Consider the following 17,618-nt stretch of genomic DNA (forward strand, 5'->3'; position numbering starts at 1 on the left):
TACCCATGCGTTCACTCGTTCAGTATCTGTTGTGCTCGACGCTCAACGGCTTCACCCAGATCTTTTTGCAACGACATCAGGGCTGCGGGCTGTTGATCGCGTTAGCGATCGGCTTCAACGACCATCGGCTGCTCTACGGCGCACTTATCGGCGTTATAACCGCTAACGCCATGGCTAGGTGCCACGGATACTTACGAGCTGACATCGAGTCGGGGCTTTACGGCTACAACGCTGCGCTGCTGGGTCTGATGATCACGTGGTTACTCGGCTTCACGCCATCGGCCATCCTGCTGACCGCGGCACTTTCTGCCCTGTCCAGCTCGCTCCAGCATCTCTTGCTCGGTCACATGCGCGAGCGGCAAGGCCTCGCGGGTTACACCCTGCCTTTCGTACTGATTGGCTGGACAGTGCTGGCGCTGTGCACGCATGCAGACAGCGCAAATGTACGGCCGCTGACCGAGCACAGCCTGAACCAGTGGAGTGCGTTGGAAGGAATCTTGCGGGGGATGGCGCAGGTGATCCTGCTATCAGACCCACTTGCGGGGCTATGCGTGTTCGCAGGCCTACTAGTATCCGACCGGCGCGGAGCGTGCTGGGCGCTCTGTGGTTCTGCTGTCGGCATCTACGCAGCGCTGCTGATCAGCGCCGCCGAAGCCGATGCGCTAGAGGGGCTGGCGAGCTACAACCCGGCATTGGCAGCCTTGGCGCTAAGCCAGGTTCATCGCTCATCCCTGGCTCCGACGCTAGGTATCGTTCTATCGATCATTGGCGGGCAGGTGTTCGGGCGATTCGGCATCCCGCCGTTGACCATGCCATTCATACTGGCTTGCTGGGCGGTGACACTGACGATGCGTCACAGTCAGCGCCAACCGCACCTGCAGCCGGCTGGGTGATCAGCCCTTGGTTGCGCGAGGATCCTGATCACGGGGATAGGTGCGCTCTTCCTCGATCTTGCCGTCGACGGTGTGAATCTTCACCGATGCGGTGCGCAACTTCATGTAGTCGCGGGTCTCGCTGATGATGTCTTCCTTAGTAGATGCTTCAAGCAATGCGCGCTTGTCGCCCTCTTCGCGCAACACCCAACGATCCTGATCGTGCGTGATGTGATAGTTCTCCATATCGCCTCCTTAGCTTATCAATAGTCAAAGTTATAGAACGCAACCGGGCGTAGCGGTTCGATGACCAGTGGGCGAGAGGCGCTATCCAGAGGGTCTCAAGGACCTAGCCGGGTACTTATAACCCTGAAAAGCAGGGTTCAATTCACTTACCCACCTCCATTCACTCTTGATTCTGGTCAATTCCAGCATGGAACGAATATTGAAGAGATGAAGTATCTGTCCAAGTCGCTCAGGTAGCGATGCACCAGAGGCGGGACCCTTCAATCACTGGAGTCTTTCATGCTTTGTGCTGAACAACGTGCCCTGATAACCGCCACCGTCCCGCTGCTGGAAAGCGGCGGTGAGGCGCTGACTACTCATTTCTACGAACTCATGCTGGCCGAGCACCCCGAGGTTCGACCCCTGTTCAACCAGGCTCACCAGGCCAGCGGCGACCAGCCTCGCGCGCTTGCCAACGGCGTACTGATGTATGCCAAGCACATCGACCGTCTGGATCAGCTCGGCGGGCTGGTATCTCAGGTGATCAACAAGCATGTCGCGCTGCAGGTCCTGCCCGAGCACTACCCCATCGTCGGCTCATGCCTGTTGCGCGCTATCCGTGAAGTGCTCGGCGAAGCGATCGCCACGGACGAAGTGATCGACGCCTGGGCTGCGGCCTATGGACAACTCGCCGACATCCTCATCGGCAGCGAGGAAAAGCTGTACAGCGCCACGGCCAGTGCCCCCGGTGGATGGCGCGGTGCGCGGGCATTCCGGATTGCTCGCAAGGTGACAGAAAGCGCAGAGATCACCTCGTTCTATCTGGTGCCGGAAGACGGCGGCGAAGTCGTGGCACACCAACCGGGCCAGTACATCGGGCTGCGCATATGGGTAGACGGCCAGGAAATCCGCCGCAATTACTCGCTCTCCGCTGCCAGCAATGGTCGCGACTACCGCATCAGCGTCAAGCGCGAGCCCGGTGGCGTTGCTTCCAACGCCCTACACAACATGGAAGAAGGTGAGCGGCTAGAGCTGTTTGCACCGGCTGGCGAGTTCATCCTCGAACCGAGCGATAAGCCGCTGGTATTGATCAGCGGTGGCGTGGGCATCACTCCGACATTGGCGATGCTGGAAGCGGCCATCGCAACTGAGCGCCAGATCCATTTCATCCATTGCGCTCGCAACGCGGAGGCCCATGCTTTTCGCGAGACGATTGACCGCCTTGCCGAACAGCACGGCCAGCTCAAGCGCTTCTATTGCTATGACGAACATCACCAAGGCCACCTGCAGCCCGACGCCGTCGGCCTGATGACAGAAGACAGGCTGGACGCCTGGCTGCCGGCCGATCGAGACCTGGATGCCTACTTCCTGGGACCCAAGCCGTTCATGGCAGCCATCCGCCGCCAGCTGAACGCGCTTGGCGTCCCACCAGAGCAGACTCGCTACGAGTTTTTTGGCCCGGCTTCCGCACTGAACTGATCTGAACGGGCTCGCCCGTCGCGAGCCCTGTTCCAACGCATCGAGGTGTCTCATGAACATGCAACGACTCGATCCGCACCGCCTGTTGGTGCTCGCCAACTTCTCCATGATGCTTGGCTTACTCGTGCTTTTGCTGGGTATCGCAGGCGCGTACGTATTCGATCGCCACCTGATGCTCGGCACCATTGTCGCGAGCCACGCGCTGGTGATTCTCGGGCCTACGGCGTTGAAAATCGGTTACGTGATGCGGTTGCTGGCGCAGCGTCACCTAGCGCTGTCAGCCTGATCGGCTAGAGATAATGCACAGATCTTCCCTACTTGAAACTGCGCCGTTTCGTTGTACTTGCCATTAGCCATAATCATTAATCGCTCGCATAACCACTCGTCCGTCATTCATTAAATACTGGAAACTACTGGTACGCAGTTCCGCTCTCAAATCATGGCGGCTGATGACGATGTTCAGCCCGCAACAGTCTGTATCCATTGAGGAGAGTAAGACATGGCGAACAAGAATCCTGGCAACTTCGCAAACGATCGCGAAAAAGCGTCTGAAGCTGGTAAGAAAGGCGGCCACAACAGCGGCGGAAACTTCGCCAATGATCGTGCAAAAGCCTCTGAGGCCGGCCGTAAAGGTGGCCAGAACAGCCACGGCGGCGGGCGCAACAGCAATACCAACAGCTAATGTTTAGACGTTTTAACAAAAGGGGCAAAGGCCAAACCTTTGCCCCTTTTTTTATCCGCAAATTATTCACCTCCCAAAGGCATGAATTAAAACGAGCGAATGACAATAAACTGGCATACGGAAATCGTTGACCAGAGAGACTGCTTATTTATATCCATTTATAACAAGACGCAACTTTCAGCCCTTGGAGATCTCAGCCCAAATGAAAAAGAGAGTTAATGGTTCAGCCTCCAAAAATCCCGGGGATGACGCAGTCCCGGGGACTCCCGGCACTGGGGAAAACATCTGCCGGATTTGCAACGGTAGCGGTCGACTCAATGATGGGGAATGCCAAAACTGCGGCGGCACGGGTAAGGTGATCGAAGGTATCGGCGGAGCCTGATCCGTCCAAACTGTCCAGAGAGTTGCCAATGAGCGTCAGCGCCTTTTCCGAGCGGATCATCCAGAGCCTGCTCGACACCGACTACTACAAGCTGACGATGATGCAGGCGGTGCTGCACCACTATCCTAACGCTGAAGTGGAGTGGGCCTTTCGCAGTCGTTCCGAAGAAGACCTGACACCCTATCTCGCCGCGATCAAGGAGCAGATCGACGCACTGACCGAGCTTCGCTTCGAGCCTGCTGAGCTGGCGTTTCTGGAGCGCATCCCCTACATGCAGCCGGATTTCATCCGTTTCCTTGGCCTGTTTCGCTTCGACTCCCACTACGTGCGGGTAGAGCTCGAGGGCGGCGAGTTGGTGGTCTACCTGCGCGGGCCATGGTTGCATGTGATCCTGTTCGAAGTGCCACTGCTGGCCATCATCAGCGAGGTGCGTAATCGGGCTCGCTACCCCATGGTTACCCTGGATCAGGCGACCGACCGTCTCGAGGAAAAGCTCCAGTGGCTACGCGACGAAGCCACTGTGGAGGAGCTCGCAGGCTTCAACCTCGCGGACTTCGGTACACGTCGGCGCTTCTCGGTAGGAGTGCAGACAGAAGTCGTCAAACGGCTGAAAGATGCATTCCCTGGCAATTTCGTCGGCACCAGCAACGTACATCTGGCTCGCACACTTAATCTCAAGCCCATGGGCACCATGGCCCATGAATGGATCATGGCGCACCAGCAGCTCGGGCCACGACTTATCGATAGCCAGAGCGCGGCGCTTGATTGCTGGGCACGCGAATATCGCGGCGCATTAGGCATCGCCATCACCGACTGCATCACCATGGATGCCTTCACAGCGGATTTCGATCTGTATCTGGCCAAGCTCTTCGACGGCCTTCGCCATGACTCGGGTGACCCGGTCGAATGGGCGGAGAAGGCGATCGCTCACTACCGACACCTCGGGATCGACCCCATGACTCGGCAACTGGTATTTTCCGATGGACTGGACTTCCCCAAGGCGCTTGGCATCTATCGTGCGCTGGCCGGGCGCAGCAACACCAGCTATGGCATCGGCACTCAACTGACATGCGACATTCCCGGCGTCGAGCCGACCAACATGGTGATCAAGATGACCAGCTGCAACGGGCAGCCGGTGGCCAAGATCTCAGACTCTCCAGGCAAGACCATGTGCCGTGACGAAGCCTTCGTCAGTTACCTCAAGCACGTATTTTCGGTGAAGCGCTGACCCGTTCAGGCGGCCGACGTCTCCACTGCCGCATCGTCAGACTCGAAACAAAGGCGGTTGCGGCCTGAGGTCTTGGCCAGGTACATACGCCGGTCAGCGAGCTCGAGCAGTTCCGCAGCGCTCTCGACGAAGTCGGTGCAGCGCTCGGCCAGGCCGATACTGGCAGTAACGGCCTTACCGTCAGGGCGCACGCCCAGCCCTCGGCGAACGATCCGTTCCAGGGCCAGACGCGCCTGCTCGCGATCAGTGTCCGGCATGATCACCACGAACTCTTCCCCACCCCAACGCAGCAAGGTGTCCGTGCTGCGCAGGCTGGACAGCATGTGCTGGGCACAGCTGCGCAGCACCAGATCGCCCGCCTCGTGCCCGTAGGTGTCGTTGATCGGCTTGAAATGGTCGAGGTCGATGAAGGCCACCGCGAGCCCAGTGTCGTGACGGCGTGCGGTGTCCCATTGGAGTGTAAGAATCTCTTGCCCGCTGCCACGCGAGAACACGCCCGTAAGCGGATCACGGATAGCCTGGCGAACGAGTGCAATCATGAACGCCAGTTGGCTGAGGCTCGCCAATGCCGCCACGCCAGCGATCAGCAACAGCAGCCAGAACCCGCCGGCATAAGACGGCCAATTGAGCGTCGCCCATGAGAGATAGCCTGCAATGGCGTGGGCCAGCAACAGCACACTGGCCATCACCAGGTTTTCCAGCAGGGTCAGGGGGAATATCGCGAGACCCGCCATCAGCACGAATGGCAGGAACGCGTACCCGGCGGCCACGACAGCGGACAACTGGGTGAGCTGATATTCGCCCAGAAGCGTATGCGAGGCGATATAGAACAGAGTCGGAACGGCGAACAGCAGCGCAAGCGCTCGATAGGCATCGAACAGGTTACCGCTGGGCCGGTAAAACAGGAGCAAGCAAACAAAGGCTGCGCAGGCCAACAGACGAAACGTCGCCAGGCCAAGCCATAGCGGATAGCTGAAGACCATCACATCGATGATCCCCCAGATCGGGGTGAGGACCGCGAAAAGAAAGGCGAACATCCTGACCCGATTGACGATCAGGGTGGCACGACGCTGCGAAAGCAGCATCGAATGGCGGTGTGGGACGGCTAGCTTGATGAACTCATTGGACTTGAGTTCACTCGGCAGCAGGCTAGCGAGGCGGCTCAACAGCAGATCGATTAACGACAGCATTTCTATAGACACCCGGAAGGAGCAATGCGGAGGCTATTCACGCCCTCGTGTTAGCCGCGCCCAATGGTAGCACTTAGATATCATCTTACGGCTGTCCTGACGGATCATCGCTCCACCATACAGCGCGCGTGGAAACGCCCACCTGATGATCAAGCCAATAGCCCTACGGATCACACGGCCTAGCGCCCATGCCGTATTAGCGGCCGACATCGATGATTCAAAAGTGAGCCGTAACGAAAAAATTTGTAACAGGCGCCTGGCTGAGCCGACCTTCTCCAGTCGCTCCTTCGGGCGACACCTGCACCTCCGATGAATGGTGCTTAAGAGTGCTTATGCCTGCTGTCGAGGGCGTTTAGATTGAGCTGGCCGGTAGTCCATTCGCCGGCAGCCAACAAAACAATAAAGGAGAGACCAGTGCAGAGCACTCTCAAGCCCATCGTGGCGGCGCTGCTGGTGGCAGGAATGTCAGCAGCGGCCAATGCGCAGACAAGCCCGTTCAGCCAGTTCGTCAATTTCGGCGACTCGCTCAGCGACGCCGGAAGTTTCCCAGACTTAGGCAGCCCCTTGCTGGGAGTCTTCCCCACTGGCGGCTTGCGCTTTACCAACCGTACTGGCCCGAATTATGAGGACGACAACACCGAATACGTCGGGCAGGTTGCTACGCAACTACTCGCTGGCCGGCTGGGTCTGCAGTCGCTACCGTCCACCCCGCTATTGCCCGCGCAGGTAACGGGTAACCCGGACGGCACCAATTACGCGGTCGGTGGTTACCGTACGGATCAAATCCTCGATTCACTCGTAGGTCGTTCGACCGTCGCCATCGGCGGGCTTGCGCGCACCCGCCTGGGCTATCTGGTTGAAAATCCGCAGGTGGACCCGAATGGCCTCTACTACCTCAACGGCGGCGCCAACGACATCTTTCAGCTGCAAACCAGGCCGGTAACGATGGCCCAGGCCGCGGGCAACATGGTCACGGCGGTCGGTGCGTTACAGGCAGCCGGTGCCCGCTACATCGTTATCTCCGACCTGCCTGATGTCGGCAACACCCCGTTAGGCACTCTGCAGGGCAACAGCGCACTCCTGAACGGCCTGAGCGATGCCTTCAACGCCGAACTAGCAGCAGGCCTTCGAACCCAGGGCGGCAACTACGTGTTGCTCAACACTCGCCTGCTATTGACCGAAGTACGCGCCGACCTCGCCCGCTACGGCTTCGACCCCACGATCAACCAGACCGCGGTGTGCTTTGATGGCGGCAATTGTCCGCTCGACCCGACCTACGGCCTGGGCACCGCCAATGCTGATCCGAACCGCTTGTTGTTCAATGATGCCGTGCACCCAACCACAGCGGTTCACCAGATCAGTGCCGACTACATCTATTCGATCCTGTCTGCGCCGGCCGAGGTATCGCTCTTGCCAGAGATGGGCCGCTCGGCATTACGCAACCATTTGCAGATGCTTGATAACGAGCTCACGGCCCAGCGTCACAACTGGCAGCCCACCGGCGTCTGGCGCGCTTTCGTACAAGGTGGTTACAACCGACCGGAGTACGACGGGTTTGGCGGCGGTGACGGCGACAGCCCGACCTTGGCAATCGGCGCGACCAATCGAATCAGCGAGGCCTGGCTCGCTGGGCTCAGTCTGGGCCTGGCGCAGAATTCCCTGACCCTTGGCCCGCGTGATTCCGATTACGACATGCGCAGCTATCTGGCGAGCGCCTTCGCCAGCTATCAGCAGGACCGCCTGTTCGCTGATTTCACTGCCAGCGTCGGCTACCTCGACTACGACTCACTGGATCGCACCTTTGCGCTAGGCATAGCGGAGCGCACCGAAAAAGGCAGCACCGAAGGAACGCTCTGGGGGCTGTCGGCGAAGGCCGGCTTCAACCTCATGCAGATCGGCGACCCATTGCAGTTTGGGCCATTCATTGGCGCCAGTTACCAAAAGGTCGACGTGGATGGCTACAGCGAAAAAGGCGCCAGTTCGACAGCCATGAGCTTTGACGATCAGGACCTGGACTCGCTGCGCTTGTCGGTCGGGCTATTCGGCAACTACGCAGTCAGCGAGCGTACTCGCTTGTTCGCCGAGGTGGCCCGTGAAGTTGAGAGAGAAGACGATGAGCGCGAGGATCTGCGCGCATCGTTGAACAGCGTAGAGAACAACAGCTTCGTGCTGCCGAAAACAACGCCGACCGGTGATCAGACCCGCTTCAGCCTGGGAATCGCCCATCAGCTGACGCCAGGGATGAGCGTTCGCGCCAACTACAACTATCACGGTAACGACAATCGCAATCAGGGCATCGGGGTGTCTGTCGCCCTCGACCTGTAGCTTTCACCGTCCTCGTTAGGCTGAATCGCCTGGCCGCTGCGCTCGATACGCAGCGGCTTTTTTTTCGGCTAGCGCTGGTCGAGCTGTTGCTGCAAGTTGGCGATCTGGCCTTGCAGCGTGTTGACGTTACGCGTCATCTGCGCGCGGAAGGCATCGAACTCGGAGGTGTTGACCCCAGGCGTGGCGGCGGGCCGGTTGTCCAGTTCGCTGCGCAGGATGAGTACGTCCTGCTCCAGGCGACTGATAGCCTGACTGGCGTCGCCCCGCTGCTTCAGTGCAGCGACGTCCTTGCTCAAACCGTCGATCCGGGCAGACAGTTTGCCAAGTTCGTCCACGGAGGCTTTCAAGCCGGCGAACGACGATTTCAGCTGAGCCTGCTCACCAGAAACGTTCTTGACCGTCTCGGCAAGCGTAGCGGCAGCGCTCTGCTGACCGCGCACCTCGTTCGCGACGCTCTCGAAACGAGTGTTCTGCTCGTCCAGACGCTTATCCTGATTGCCTTGCTTGCCGGTCAGGCTCTGCTGCTGCGTGGTGATCGCCCTCTGCTGCTCCGCCAGTTCCAGCGTCTGCTTCTCCAGCTGCTTGATCCGCAGCTTCAAGGCTTCGCCTTCGGTGGTGACATTGGATTCGGTTGCCACGATCTTGCCGGAGATGTCCTGGAGGCGCCCGCTGGCATCCTCACTGATCCGCGCGAAACTCTCCTGCGTAGCAACCAGCTGCGCTTCGAGCTTGGACACCTGCTGCATGCTCCACCAGCCCAGCGCTACGAGCAGGCCGAACAGCGCAACGATCAGAGTCCATAGCGGCGCGGTACTGCCGCCACGGCGCTTCTGTCGTGTCCGAGGGCTGTCCGGGTCGCGATCGGCGGGCTTGCGGATCGGCTCGAACTCCGGCGCAGGATAGGGATCGCGGTCACGGCCGGCAGTCAGGCTGGGTACGTTGTCCAGTTCGTCGTGAGCATCATTGCGCATGGGGTACCTTCAAGGGCGCGAAGCGAGAAACAGCGCGCAGTATAACGGTTCAGCAGGGGCACTTCAGCGTTGTGATCACGCCTAAGTGCACCGGCAACTGGCACTCGTTGTCTTGGCGATTCAAGACTGTGCAGTGCAGCGCAAAACCCGAGCCATTCACTGACTACCCAGCCAGCCGCGACGCCGCATGGCTGAGGGCTCCCAGCAATTCGAATGCAATAATCCACAGAGCTGGTATGGCGGTTGCTACATGACTCATGCCAGTGGATAGCGTTCGCCGACAGGGATGTCGGGCCCAGGCGACAAACAAGTCATGTGGAGGACGAATGGTCATGGAGTTCAACAAGGCCGTACTCGATTGCATGCAGCGCCTGCGCCGTCGATTGCGCGACGAGCAAAATCTGGAGATCCGCCTCAGCCAACCCGACGCCATCCAGGCGATGCTCACAGCCTGCCTCTGCTCAGGCGACGAAGTAACCCGCGAGCTCGGCAAACAGCTCGCGACTTACAGCGACCTGGCCCCGTCTCTGGTGACGAAACCTTCATCCGCCACTCCCGCCGCTTTACGCCAACCGTCGGTACGTATCTACCGCGGCCAGCGCGTCATGAGCTGACAGCGCCCTCAAACGACAAGCCATTGCCCTGCCGAACGCGTCAGCTGTTGCGTAAGCTCAGCGAGCAAGTCGCCTCCGTTGCGCCAGTGATGCCAATAGAGCGGGACGTCGATTGGCTTGCCCCGATACACATCTACAAGCGCTCCACTGGCCAGCTCTTCGCGAACTTGAAGCTCGGGCACCATGCCCCAGCCGAGATCGCTCTGCAGCAGCCTCACAAAGCCCTCCGACGAGGGGCACAGGTGATGACTGAACGCACCACTCAGCCCCAGCGACGCAAGGTAGCGGTGCTGCAGCTGATCATCAGGACCAAACACGATGGCAGGTACTCGAACCAACGCCTCGGCCGGCGGATCGCCACACAGATGCCGGGTGATGAAGGCAGGCGTCGCCAGGGCACGATAGCGCATGGACCCAAGGAACTGGCTGCGCGCGCCGGCTAGCGGGCGCTCCACTGCACACACGCATGCAGCCACCTCACCCGCGCGCATGCGCTTGAGGCCTACATCCTGATCTTCCAGCACATGATCGAGCACCACCGCGTTGCCGGTGCAGAACGGCGCGACTGCCGCAGGCCACCATGTCGCAAGGCTGTCGGAATTGAGCGCGATACGCAGTCGCTCCGGCAACCGCCCTTCGTCGAGCTCGGGCACGCGCCCCTGCAGGTCGCGCTCCAGCAATCGCACCTGCTGAACGTGATTTAGAAGCCGCCTCCCTACTTCAGTTGGCTGCGGCGGCGTCGCGCGTAGCAATACCGGTTGCCCTAGCCGCGCTTCCAGCAGCTTGATGCGCTGTGAAACCGCGGACTGCGAAAGACCCAAGGCCTGCGCGCCACGATCAAATCCGGCCTGCTCCACCACCGCCGCCAGCGCAGACAGCAGCTTGTAATCGAACATCAGTTTTCCTTATGCAGTATTACCGTAATTCGTTTCTCTTATAGGTGATCAAGGCCGAGACTGCGAGCCAATCTTTCAAGCAAACAGGCAGAGCAGCATGTGGCAGAGCTACTTCAATGGATTATTGGTTACCGCCGGCCTGATCATTGCGATTGGCGCGCAGAATGCCTTCGTGCTGGCGCAAAGCCTGCGGCGTGAGCACCACCTGCCCGTCGCAGCGCTCTGCATCCTGTGCGACATCCTGCTGGTGAGCCTGGGTGTCTTCGGCCTCGCTGCGCTGCTTGCCGAAAACCCCTTACTGCTGCAAGTGACGCGCTGGGGAGGCGTGATTTTCCTGTGTTTCTATGGCGTCGTTGCGTTGCGCCGAGCGGCACGCCCACAGGCGTTGAAGGAAGATACCCAGGCTGGCCCGCGCTCGCTGCAGCGTGTCCTGCTCGCCGCACTGGCGGTCACCCTGCTCAATCCACATGTCTATCTGGATACGGTCTTGCTGATCGGCTCGCTTGGCGCGCAACAACCCGAACCCGGCGCCTACACGCTTGGCGCCGCGACGTCCTCTACTATCTGGTTTCTGATCCTCGCCCTCGGTGGCGCCTGGCTCGCGCCCTGGCTCGCACGCCCATTGACCTGGCGCCTGATCGACCTCGGCGTGGCCATGATGATGTTTGCCGTCGCAGCGCAGCTGGTGCTCCTTGCCTGAGGAACGCCTGCCCATATCAGAGGTCCACGCAGAGGGCTCGTAGCGCCTTCAAACCACCCGCGAAGTTCATCGATAAGGCTCTGGCCTCGGCTTTTCCCACACAGTTGGCGCGTGGTTTTGCCGCATACCCGGTGCTATGATCCTTGGTTCGCGGGCATGGAGTGGAACGCTTCAGCCCGCCATACGGCCGCCCGTGATCGGCCGCAGAATGCGTAAGCATGTAGCAAGCGAAGGGAAAGACAGGCGTAAACGGACAAGCATCAGTGCAGTAGTTTCCCCGTTCCGCGAGGCGCTGGTCACAGCGCAGACTGCCTCCTTCCGAGCCGCATCTATTCTCGACACCTGAGCAGGAGATACACCATGGCTTTCGAATTGCCGCCGCTTCCGTTTGAAAAAACCGCCCTCGAGCCGCACATTTCCGCCGAGACCTTCGAGTATCACCATGGCAAGCACCATCAAGCCTACGTGACCAACCTGAACAACCTGATCCCGGGCACCGAGTTCGAAGGCAAGGATCTGGAAACCATCATCAAGACCTCTTCCGGTGGCATCTTCAACAATGCCGCTCAGGTCTGGAACCACACGTTCTTCTGGAACTGCATGGCTCCGAACGCCGGCGGCGAGCCGACTGGCGAACTGGCTAATGCCATCAACGCCGCTTTCGGTTCCTTTGACAAGTTCAAGGAAGAGTTCACCAAGACCGCCATCGGCACATTCGGCTCCGGCTGGGCCTGGCTGGTGAAGAAGTCCGATGGCAGCGTCGGCCTGGCCAGCACCATTGGTGCCGGCAACCCGATGACCGCTGGCGACAAGCCTCTGCTGACTTGCGACGTCTGGGAACACGCTTACTACATCGACTACCGCAACGCGCGTCCGAAATTCGTCGAAGCGTTCTGGAACGTCGTTAACTGGGACTTCGTCGCGAAGAACTTCGCAGGCTGAGTCGCCTCGCTTGCAACATGGGCCGACCCTGTCGGCCTGTGACGCTCGCTTGAGAATGCCCGCATCCATTGCGGGCATTTTCGTTTCAGCAGACTTGGGTTAAGACCGGACCGGCTTTTCCAAGGCGAAATAGCGAACCGGGCGGCTCAAAGTAAACGCTGGAACGTCAGGACAAGACAGAGAGCGCAACCAACCCCATTTGGGGCAACTCTGACTTGTCAATAGACAAGACGCGTGTGGCTGCCGCCGACACACACGTATGAAGCATGTAATGCCCCATACGCTTGGAAGTTACGCCTTCGGCAAGGTCACGCCGCGCTGGCCCTGGTACTTGCCGCCACGGTCGCGATAGGACGTCTCACATTCCTCGTCCGACTCAAGGAACAGCATCTGCGCCACGCCTTCATTGGCGTAGATCTTCGCCGGCAGCGTCGTGGTGTTGGAAAACTCCAGCGTCACATGCCCTTCCCACTCCGGCTCAAGCGGCGTCACGTTGACGATGATGCCGCAGCGGGCATAAGTGCTCTTGCCCAGGCAAATGGTCAGCACGTTACGCGGGATGCGGAAATATTCGACAGTGCGCGCCAGGGCAAACGAGTTCGGCGGGATGATGCAGACGTCGCTCTGGATGTCGACGAAGCTTTTCTCGTCGAAGTTCTTTGGGTCGACGATCGCCGAGTTGATGTTGGTGAAAATCTTGAATTCGTCGGCGCAGCGTACGTCGTAGCCGTAGCTGGATACACCATAGGAGATCAGCCGCTCGCTACCCTCGCCGCGCATCTGGCGCTCGACGTAGGGCTCGATCATTCCGTGCTCCTGGGCCATCCGGCGAATCCACTTGTCCGATTTGATGCTCATGGCGGGCGTCCTGATTGGGCTATTAGCGGTTAAAAGAAAGGCGTGCATCTTACCGAGCCACCGGGCCCGTTCAAAGCCTAGCCGCCAGGACCGAGTGCCGCGGCAGGCCAACGCAAGGCAGAAACCTGAAAATAATGCTCGCATTGCTACGGAAATGCGGTATCTTTCGTTGGCTGCTGCTGCATGTGTCACCGTGAATCGCTACATGTTTAGATTTCGATCCGATCATTGCTACGACTCCTTTAACTCCTTGCACACAGTCACCGTTCGGGGTATTTGCCCGTTCAAATCATCTCTACATCGTTCAAGGAGACATTCAAATGTCCAATCGCCAAACCGGTACCGTTAAGTGGTTCAATGATGAAAAAGGCTTCGGCTTCATCACTCCGCAATCCGGTGACGACCTCTTCGTACACTTCCGTGCCATCCAAGGCGACGGTTTCAAGAGCCTGAAAGAAGGCCAGCAAGTTTCCTTCGTCGCTACCCGCGGCCAGAAGGGCATGCAAGCTGAGGAAGTTCAGGTTATCTAACCTGAAGCTTCTCTGAAAAAGCCCCGCTTCGGCGGGGCTTTTTTATGCCTGTGATTTGTCGCGGCCGGCTGTAGCAAACGCACCGCTTGCCTGACGTCGGTGCCGATGGATATCGCTTCGCTCAATGGCTTCCCACGTGTGCTATTAGCGGCACGGTGTCGATCAGTAGGATGGGTTGAGCGTGCGATACCAATCGGGACGGCTCAGTGCCCACAGGTATCGCTTCGCTCAATGCCATCCTACGGGTTTGACCGGGGTAAGGCGTCGCGCTCGGTTTGCGCTACTCCCCGAAACGGTTAACTCTCCCCCTCCACCGCCGTGGCAATCAATCAATCGTCGGAAACGGTGATGTTCGGCATCGACTGCGCAATGATCTGCCCGCTCATCGCGATCCGTGCACCCACGCTACGAGCCATCTGCTGATAGATCATCGCGATCTGGCTTTCCGGGTCGGCAATAGTCGTTGGTTTGCCGGCATCGGCCTGGCTGCGGATCGCCATCGACAGCGGTAACGAGGCCAGCAACTCCACGTTGTACTGCGCCGCCAGCTTCTCGCCACCGCCCTCGCCAAACAGATGCTCCGCGTGTCCGCAGTTTGAGCAAATGTGGATGGCCATGTTTTCCACCACACCCAACACCGGGATGTTCACCTTGCGGAACATCTCCACACCCTTCTTGGCATCCAGCAGCGCCAGATCCTGAGGTGTGGTGACGATCACCGCCCCCACCACCGGCACCTTCTGCGCCAGGGTCAGCTGGATGTCACCGGTGCCCGGCGGCATGTCCACGATGAGATAATCCAGATCATTCCAGGCCGTCTGTGTGATCAGTTGCAGCAGCGCGCCGGAAACCATCGGGCCACGCCAGACCATCGGCGTCTTGTCATCGGCCAAAAACGCCATCGACATGATCTGCACGCCGTGGGCTTCCAGCGGGATAAAGGCTTTGTTGTCACGGATTTCCGGACGGGTGCCTTCGGGGATGCCGAACATGATGCCCTGGCTCGGTCCGTAGATATCCGCGTCCAGCACACCCACGCGCGCGCCTTCGCGAGCCAGCGCCAGAGCCAGATTGGCGGCCGTGGTGGATTTCCCCACACCGCCTTTGCCGGATGCGACCGCGATGATGTTCTTCACATTGGCCATCGACTCGAGCTGATCCTGTGCCTTGTGCGAGCGAATCACGCAATCGACCTGCACATCCGCTCGGGTCACATCTTCGAGCTGCTCGATGGCCATCGCCAACATCTGCGCCCAGCCGCTACGGAACAACCCGGCGGCGTAGCCCAGCTCGATCTGCACGCTGACGCGGTCGCCCTGAATCTCGATGGAACGCACGCAACCGGCGGTAACCGGGTCCTGGTTCAGGTTAGGGTCGGTGTACTGACGCAGTACGGCTTCCACAGCTTCGCGTGTGACGGTCATGACTACTCCCAAGAAAAACCTAGTAAAACAGACGGGCATCTTACCCCGTGGTGCCGCCCCGGCTCATCAAGCGCGGCAAAGAGGCGCGGCACTGGCATTCGACCCGCGCCGCCGGCGCCAGTGCGGATGAAAAAAAACCGCATGACCTTTATAGTGGCCGACTCACTTCGCAACCTCGACTGCAGATTTTCCCAATGTCCGAAGCTCGCCAGATCCTCGTTACCAGTGCCCTGCCCTACGCCAACGGTTCGATACACCTTGGCCACATGCTCGAGTACATCCAGACGGACATGTGGGTGCGGTTTCAGAAGCTGCGCGGCAACCAGTGCATTTATGTATGTGCCGATGACGCCCATGGCTCGGCCATCATGCTGCGTGCCGAAAAAGAAGGCATCACGCCCGAGCAACTGATCGCCAACGTGCAGGCCGAGCACAGCGCCGACTTCGCCGACTTCCTGGTCAATTTCGACAACTTCCACTCGACCCACTCGGACGAGAACCGCGAGCTGTCCGAGATGATCTACACCCGCCTGCGCGACGCCGGGCACATCGCAACCCGCTCGGTGACCCAGTATTTCGATCCCGAGAAAGGCATGTTCCTCGCCGACCGCTTCATCAAGGGCACCTGCCCGAAGTGCGCAGCCGAAGACCAGTACGGCGACAACTGCGAAAAGTGCGGCGCCACCTACGAGCCTACCGAACTCAAGAACCCGCGCTCGGCGATCTCCGGCGCCACGCCCGTGCTGCGCGACTCCAAACACTTCTTCTTCAAGCTGCCCGACTTCGAAGCCATGCTCAAGGAATGGACCCGCAGCGGCAGCCTGCAGGACTCGGTCGCCAACAAGATCGCCGAATGGCTCGATGGCGGCCTGCACGAATGGGACATCTCCCGCGATGCACCCTACTTCGGCTTCGAGATCCCCGATGAGCCCGGCAAATACTTCTACGTCTGGCTGGATGCGCCGATCGGCTACATGGCCAGCTTCAAGAACCTCTGCGCGCGTCGCCCGGAACTGGATTTCGATGCCTTCTGGAAGAAGGACTCCACCACGGAGCTCTATCACTTCATCGGCAAGGACATCATCAACTTCCACACCCTGTTCTGGCCCGCCATGCTCGAGGGCGCCGGCCTACGCAAGCCCACCGCTGTTGCAGTGCATGGCTACCTGACGGTGAACGGGCAGAAGATGTCCAAGTCGCGCGGCACCTTTATCAAGGCGCGCACCTACCTCGAACACCTGAACCCCGAATACCTGCGTTACTACTACGCGGCTAAACTCGGCCGCGGCGTGGACGACCTGGACCTGAACCTCGAAGACTTCGTGCAAAAGGTCAATTCCGACCTCGTCGGCAAGGTCGTTAACATCGCCAGCCGTTGCGCCGGGTTCATCCACAAGGGCAACGGCGGCCTGATGGTCGACCGCAATGCCGCGCCGGAACTGACCGACGCCTTCCAGACGGCCGCACCATCCATTGCCGAAGCCTACGAGAACCGTGACTTCGCCCGCGCCATGCGCGAGATCATGGCCCTGGCCGACCGAGCCAATGCCTGGATCGCCGACAAGGCGCCTTGGGCACTGAACAAGCAGGAAGGCATGCAGGATGAAGTCCAGGCGATCTGCGCCACCGGCATCAACCTGTTCCGCCAACTGGTGATCCTCCTCAAGCCAGTGCTGCCGAACCTGGCCGCCGACGCCGAGCGTTTCCTGAACGTCGAGCCACTGGTCTGGACGGACCTGCAAACGCTGCTGACCAACCATCAGCTGAACGCCTTCACTCCGCTATTGACCCGTATCGAGCCTGCCAAAATCGAAGCCATGATCGAATCATCCAAGGAAGACCTCGCCTCCACCGAAACCGTCGCCCAGCCGACCGGCAATGGCGAGCTGACCAAAGAGCCCATCGCTGCCGAGATCACCTTCGACGCGTTCGCCGCGGTTGACCTGCGCATCGCGCTGATCGAGAAGTGCGAGTTCGTAGAAGGTGCCGACAAGCTGCTACGCCTGACCCTCGACATTGGCGACGCCAAGCGCAATGTGTTCTCCGGCATCAAGAGCGCCTACCCGGACCCAAGCAAGCTGGAAGGCCGCCTGACCCTGTACGTCGCCAACCTCGCCGCGCGCAAGATGAAGTTCGGTGTTTCCGAAGGCATGGTGCTGGCCGCCGGCCCTGGCGGTGAAGAGATCTACCTGCTCAGCCCGGACAGCGGCGCCAAGCCCGGTCAACGCGTGAAGTAAGGATGTGATACGAGAAGCCCGGCGCAATGCCGGGCTTTCTTTTCATTGCCCGCATCACTACAC

The 17,618-nt window shown here is 59.7% G+C and carries 17 protein-coding genes; 11 read left to right on the plus strand and 6 right to left on the minus strand.

Annotated elements, in window-relative coordinates; genetic code table 11:
• Positions 1–5: 5 nt before the first annotated feature.
• Complete coding sequence (locus EA797_RS11745; RefSeq protein WP_122165367.1) at positions 6–893, plus strand: urea transporter; 888 nt, start codon at positions 6–8, stop codon at positions 891–893.
• Here EA797_RS11745 and EA797_RS11750 read toward each other — a convergent pair whose 3' ends face one another.
• Entirely contained in the window at positions 894–1,118 is a 225-nt protein-coding gene (locus EA797_RS11750; RefSeq protein ID WP_122165368.1) for a DUF2188 domain-containing protein, read from the minus strand.
• 279 nt (positions 1,119–1,397) lie between these two features.
• Between EA797_RS11750 and hmpA the strand changes: the two genes are divergently transcribed.
• From hmpA to pncB, 4 genes are all read left to right on the plus strand, one after another.
• The gene (gene hmpA / locus EA797_RS11755; protein WP_122165369.1) at positions 1,398–2,576 is read left to right on the plus strand and encodes an NO-inducible flavohemoprotein; all 1,179 of its coding nucleotides are present in this window, start codon (positions 1,398–1,400) and stop codon (positions 2,574–2,576) included.
• A gap of 52 nt (positions 2,577–2,628) precedes the next feature.
• A complete protein-coding gene (locus EA797_RS11760) occupies positions 2,629–2,862 on the plus strand; it encodes a hypothetical protein (RefSeq protein ID WP_122165370.1) in 234 nt (77 codons plus the stop codon).
• 213 nt (positions 2,863–3,075) lie between these two features.
• A complete protein-coding gene (locus tag EA797_RS11765; RefSeq protein WP_122165371.1) occupies positions 3,076–3,258 on the plus strand; it encodes a con-10 family general stress protein in 183 nt (60 codons plus the stop codon).
• Positions 3,259–3,668: 410 nt separating this feature from the next.
• On the plus strand, positions 3,669–4,868 hold the full coding sequence (gene pncB / locus EA797_RS11775; RefSeq protein WP_122165373.1) for a nicotinate phosphoribosyltransferase: 1,200 nt from the start codon (positions 3,669–3,671) through the stop codon (positions 4,866–4,868).
• 5 nt (positions 4,869–4,873) lie between these two features.
• Here pncB and EA797_RS11780 read toward each other — a convergent pair whose 3' ends face one another.
• Positions 4,874–6,058: a GGDEF domain-containing protein gene (locus tag EA797_RS11780; RefSeq protein ID WP_122165374.1), complete on the minus strand. Its 1,185-nt coding sequence runs from the start codon at positions 6,056–6,058 to the stop codon at positions 4,874–4,876.
• A gap of 414 nt (positions 6,059–6,472) precedes the next feature.
• Here EA797_RS11780 and EA797_RS11785 point away from each other — a divergent pair, with 414 nt between their 5' ends.
• Complete coding sequence (locus tag EA797_RS11785) at positions 6,473–8,383, plus strand: autotransporter domain-containing protein (RefSeq protein ID WP_122165375.1); 1,911 nt, start codon at positions 6,473–6,475, stop codon at positions 8,381–8,383.
• A gap of 68 nt (positions 8,384–8,451) precedes the next feature.
• Here EA797_RS11785 and EA797_RS11790 read toward each other — a convergent pair whose 3' ends face one another.
• A complete protein-coding gene (locus EA797_RS11790) occupies positions 8,452–9,354 on the minus strand; it encodes an ATPase (RefSeq protein WP_122165376.1) in 903 nt (300 codons plus the stop codon).
• A 332-nt stretch (positions 9,355–9,686) separates the two neighbouring features.
• On the opposite strand from EA797_RS11790, the gene EA797_RS11795 reads away from it, so the two are divergent.
• Positions 9,687–9,968 (plus strand): hypothetical protein, encoded by a 282-nt coding sequence (locus EA797_RS11795; RefSeq protein WP_122166283.1) that lies wholly within the window; start codon positions 9,687–9,689, stop codon positions 9,966–9,968.
• 8 nt (positions 9,969–9,976) lie between these two features.
• Here EA797_RS11795 and EA797_RS11800 read toward each other — a convergent pair whose 3' ends face one another.
• Positions 9,977–10,864, minus strand: coding sequence for a LysR family transcriptional regulator ArgP (locus tag EA797_RS11800; protein WP_122165377.1), 888 nt, complete (start codon positions 10,862–10,864; stop codon positions 9,977–9,979).
• A 97-nt stretch (positions 10,865–10,961) separates the two neighbouring features.
• On the opposite strand from EA797_RS11800, the gene EA797_RS11805 reads away from it, so the two are divergent.
• Together EA797_RS11805 and EA797_RS11810 are read left to right on the plus strand one after the other, a co-directional pair.
• Positions 10,962–11,564: a LysE/ArgO family amino acid transporter gene (locus tag EA797_RS11805; RefSeq protein ID WP_122165378.1), complete on the plus strand. Its 603-nt coding sequence runs from the start codon at positions 10,962–10,964 to the stop codon at positions 11,562–11,564.
• Positions 11,565–11,924: 360 nt separating this feature from the next.
• Positions 11,925–12,506: a superoxide dismutase gene (locus EA797_RS11810; RefSeq protein ID WP_122165379.1), complete on the plus strand. Its 582-nt coding sequence runs from the start codon at positions 11,925–11,927 to the stop codon at positions 12,504–12,506.
• Between the two features lie 291 nt (positions 12,507–12,797).
• On the opposite strand, the gene dcd is transcribed toward EA797_RS11810, so the two are convergent.
• On the minus strand, positions 12,798–13,364 hold the full coding sequence (gene dcd, locus EA797_RS11815) for a dCTP deaminase (protein WP_122165380.1): 567 nt from the start codon (positions 13,362–13,364) through the stop codon (positions 12,798–12,800).
• 320 nt (positions 13,365–13,684) lie between these two features.
• On the opposite strand from dcd, the gene EA797_RS11820 reads away from it, so the two are divergent.
• Positions 13,685–13,894: a cold-shock protein gene (locus EA797_RS11820; protein ID WP_003282211.1), complete on the plus strand. Its 210-nt coding sequence runs from the start codon at positions 13,685–13,687 to the stop codon at positions 13,892–13,894.
• Between the two features lie 329 nt (positions 13,895–14,223).
• Here the strand turns inward: EA797_RS11820 and apbC are convergent, their stop codons facing one another.
• Positions 14,224–15,318 carry an iron-sulfur cluster carrier protein ApbC gene (gene apbC / locus EA797_RS11825; RefSeq protein ID WP_122165381.1) on the minus strand — a complete coding sequence of 365 codons (1,095 nt, stop codon included), beginning with the start codon at positions 15,316–15,318 and terminating at the stop codon, positions 14,224–14,226.
• 194 nt (positions 15,319–15,512) lie between these two features.
• Between apbC and metG the strand changes: the two genes are divergently transcribed.
• On the plus strand, positions 15,513–17,555 hold the full coding sequence (metG, locus tag EA797_RS11830) for a methionine--tRNA ligase (RefSeq protein ID WP_122166285.1): 2,043 nt from the start codon (positions 15,513–15,515) through the stop codon (positions 17,553–17,555).
• The last annotated feature ends 63 nt before the right edge of the window (positions 17,556–17,618 follow it).

The organism is Stutzerimonas zhaodongensis, assembly GCF_003696365.1.
In the GTDB taxonomy this organism is placed as follows: domain Bacteria; phylum Pseudomonadota; class Gammaproteobacteria; order Pseudomonadales; family Pseudomonadaceae; genus Stutzerimonas; species Stutzerimonas zhaodongensis.

What these genes read in the sequence shown, in the direction of transcription:
- EA797_RS11745 (WP_122165367.1), top strand. Translation starts at nt 6, where the DNA reads ATGCGTTCACTCGTTCAGTATCTGTTGTGCTCGACGCTCAACGGCTTC.
- EA797_RS11750 (WP_122165368.1), bottom strand. Translation starts at nt 1,118, where the DNA reads ATGGAGAACTATCACATCACGCACGATCAGGATCGTTGGGTGTTGCGC.
- hmpA (WP_122165369.1), top strand. Translation starts at nt 1,398, where the DNA reads ATGCTTTGTGCTGAACAACGTGCCCTGATAACCGCCACCGTCCCGCTG.
- EA797_RS11760 (WP_122165370.1), top strand. Translation starts at nt 2,629, where the DNA reads ATGAACATGCAACGACTCGATCCGCACCGCCTGTTGGTGCTCGCCAAC.
- EA797_RS11765 (WP_122165371.1), top strand. Translation starts at nt 3,076, where the DNA reads ATGGCGAACAAGAATCCTGGCAACTTCGCAAACGATCGCGAAAAAGCG.
- pncB (WP_122165373.1), top strand. Translation starts at nt 3,669, where the DNA reads ATGAGCGTCAGCGCCTTTTCCGAGCGGATCATCCAGAGCCTGCTCGAC.
- EA797_RS11780 (WP_122165374.1), bottom strand. Translation starts at nt 6,058, where the DNA reads ATGCTGTCGTTAATCGATCTGCTGTTGAGCCGCCTCGCTAGCCTGCTG.
- EA797_RS11790 (WP_122165376.1), bottom strand. Translation starts at nt 9,354, where the DNA reads ATGCGCAATGATGCTCACGACGAACTGGACAACGTACCCAGCCTGACT.
- EA797_RS11795 (WP_122166283.1), top strand. Translation starts at nt 9,687, where the DNA reads ATGGAGTTCAACAAGGCCGTACTCGATTGCATGCAGCGCCTGCGCCGT.
- EA797_RS11800 (WP_122165377.1), bottom strand. Translation starts at nt 10,864, where the DNA reads ATGTTCGATTACAAGCTGCTGTCTGCGCTGGCGGCGGTGGTGGAGCAG.
- EA797_RS11805 (WP_122165378.1), top strand. Translation starts at nt 10,962, where the DNA reads ATGTGGCAGAGCTACTTCAATGGATTATTGGTTACCGCCGGCCTGATC.
- EA797_RS11810 (WP_122165379.1), top strand. Translation starts at nt 11,925, where the DNA reads ATGGCTTTCGAATTGCCGCCGCTTCCGTTTGAAAAAACCGCCCTCGAG.
- dcd (WP_122165380.1), bottom strand. Translation starts at nt 13,364, where the DNA reads ATGAGCATCAAATCGGACAAGTGGATTCGCCGGATGGCCCAGGAGCAC.
- EA797_RS11820 (WP_003282211.1), top strand. Translation starts at nt 13,685, where the DNA reads ATGTCCAATCGCCAAACCGGTACCGTTAAGTGGTTCAATGATGAAAAA.
- apbC (WP_122165381.1), bottom strand. Translation starts at nt 15,318, where the DNA reads ATGACCGTCACACGCGAAGCTGTGGAAGCCGTACTGCGTCAGTACACC.
- metG (WP_122166285.1), top strand. Translation starts at nt 15,513, where the DNA reads ATGTCCGAAGCTCGCCAGATCCTCGTTACCAGTGCCCTGCCCTACGCC.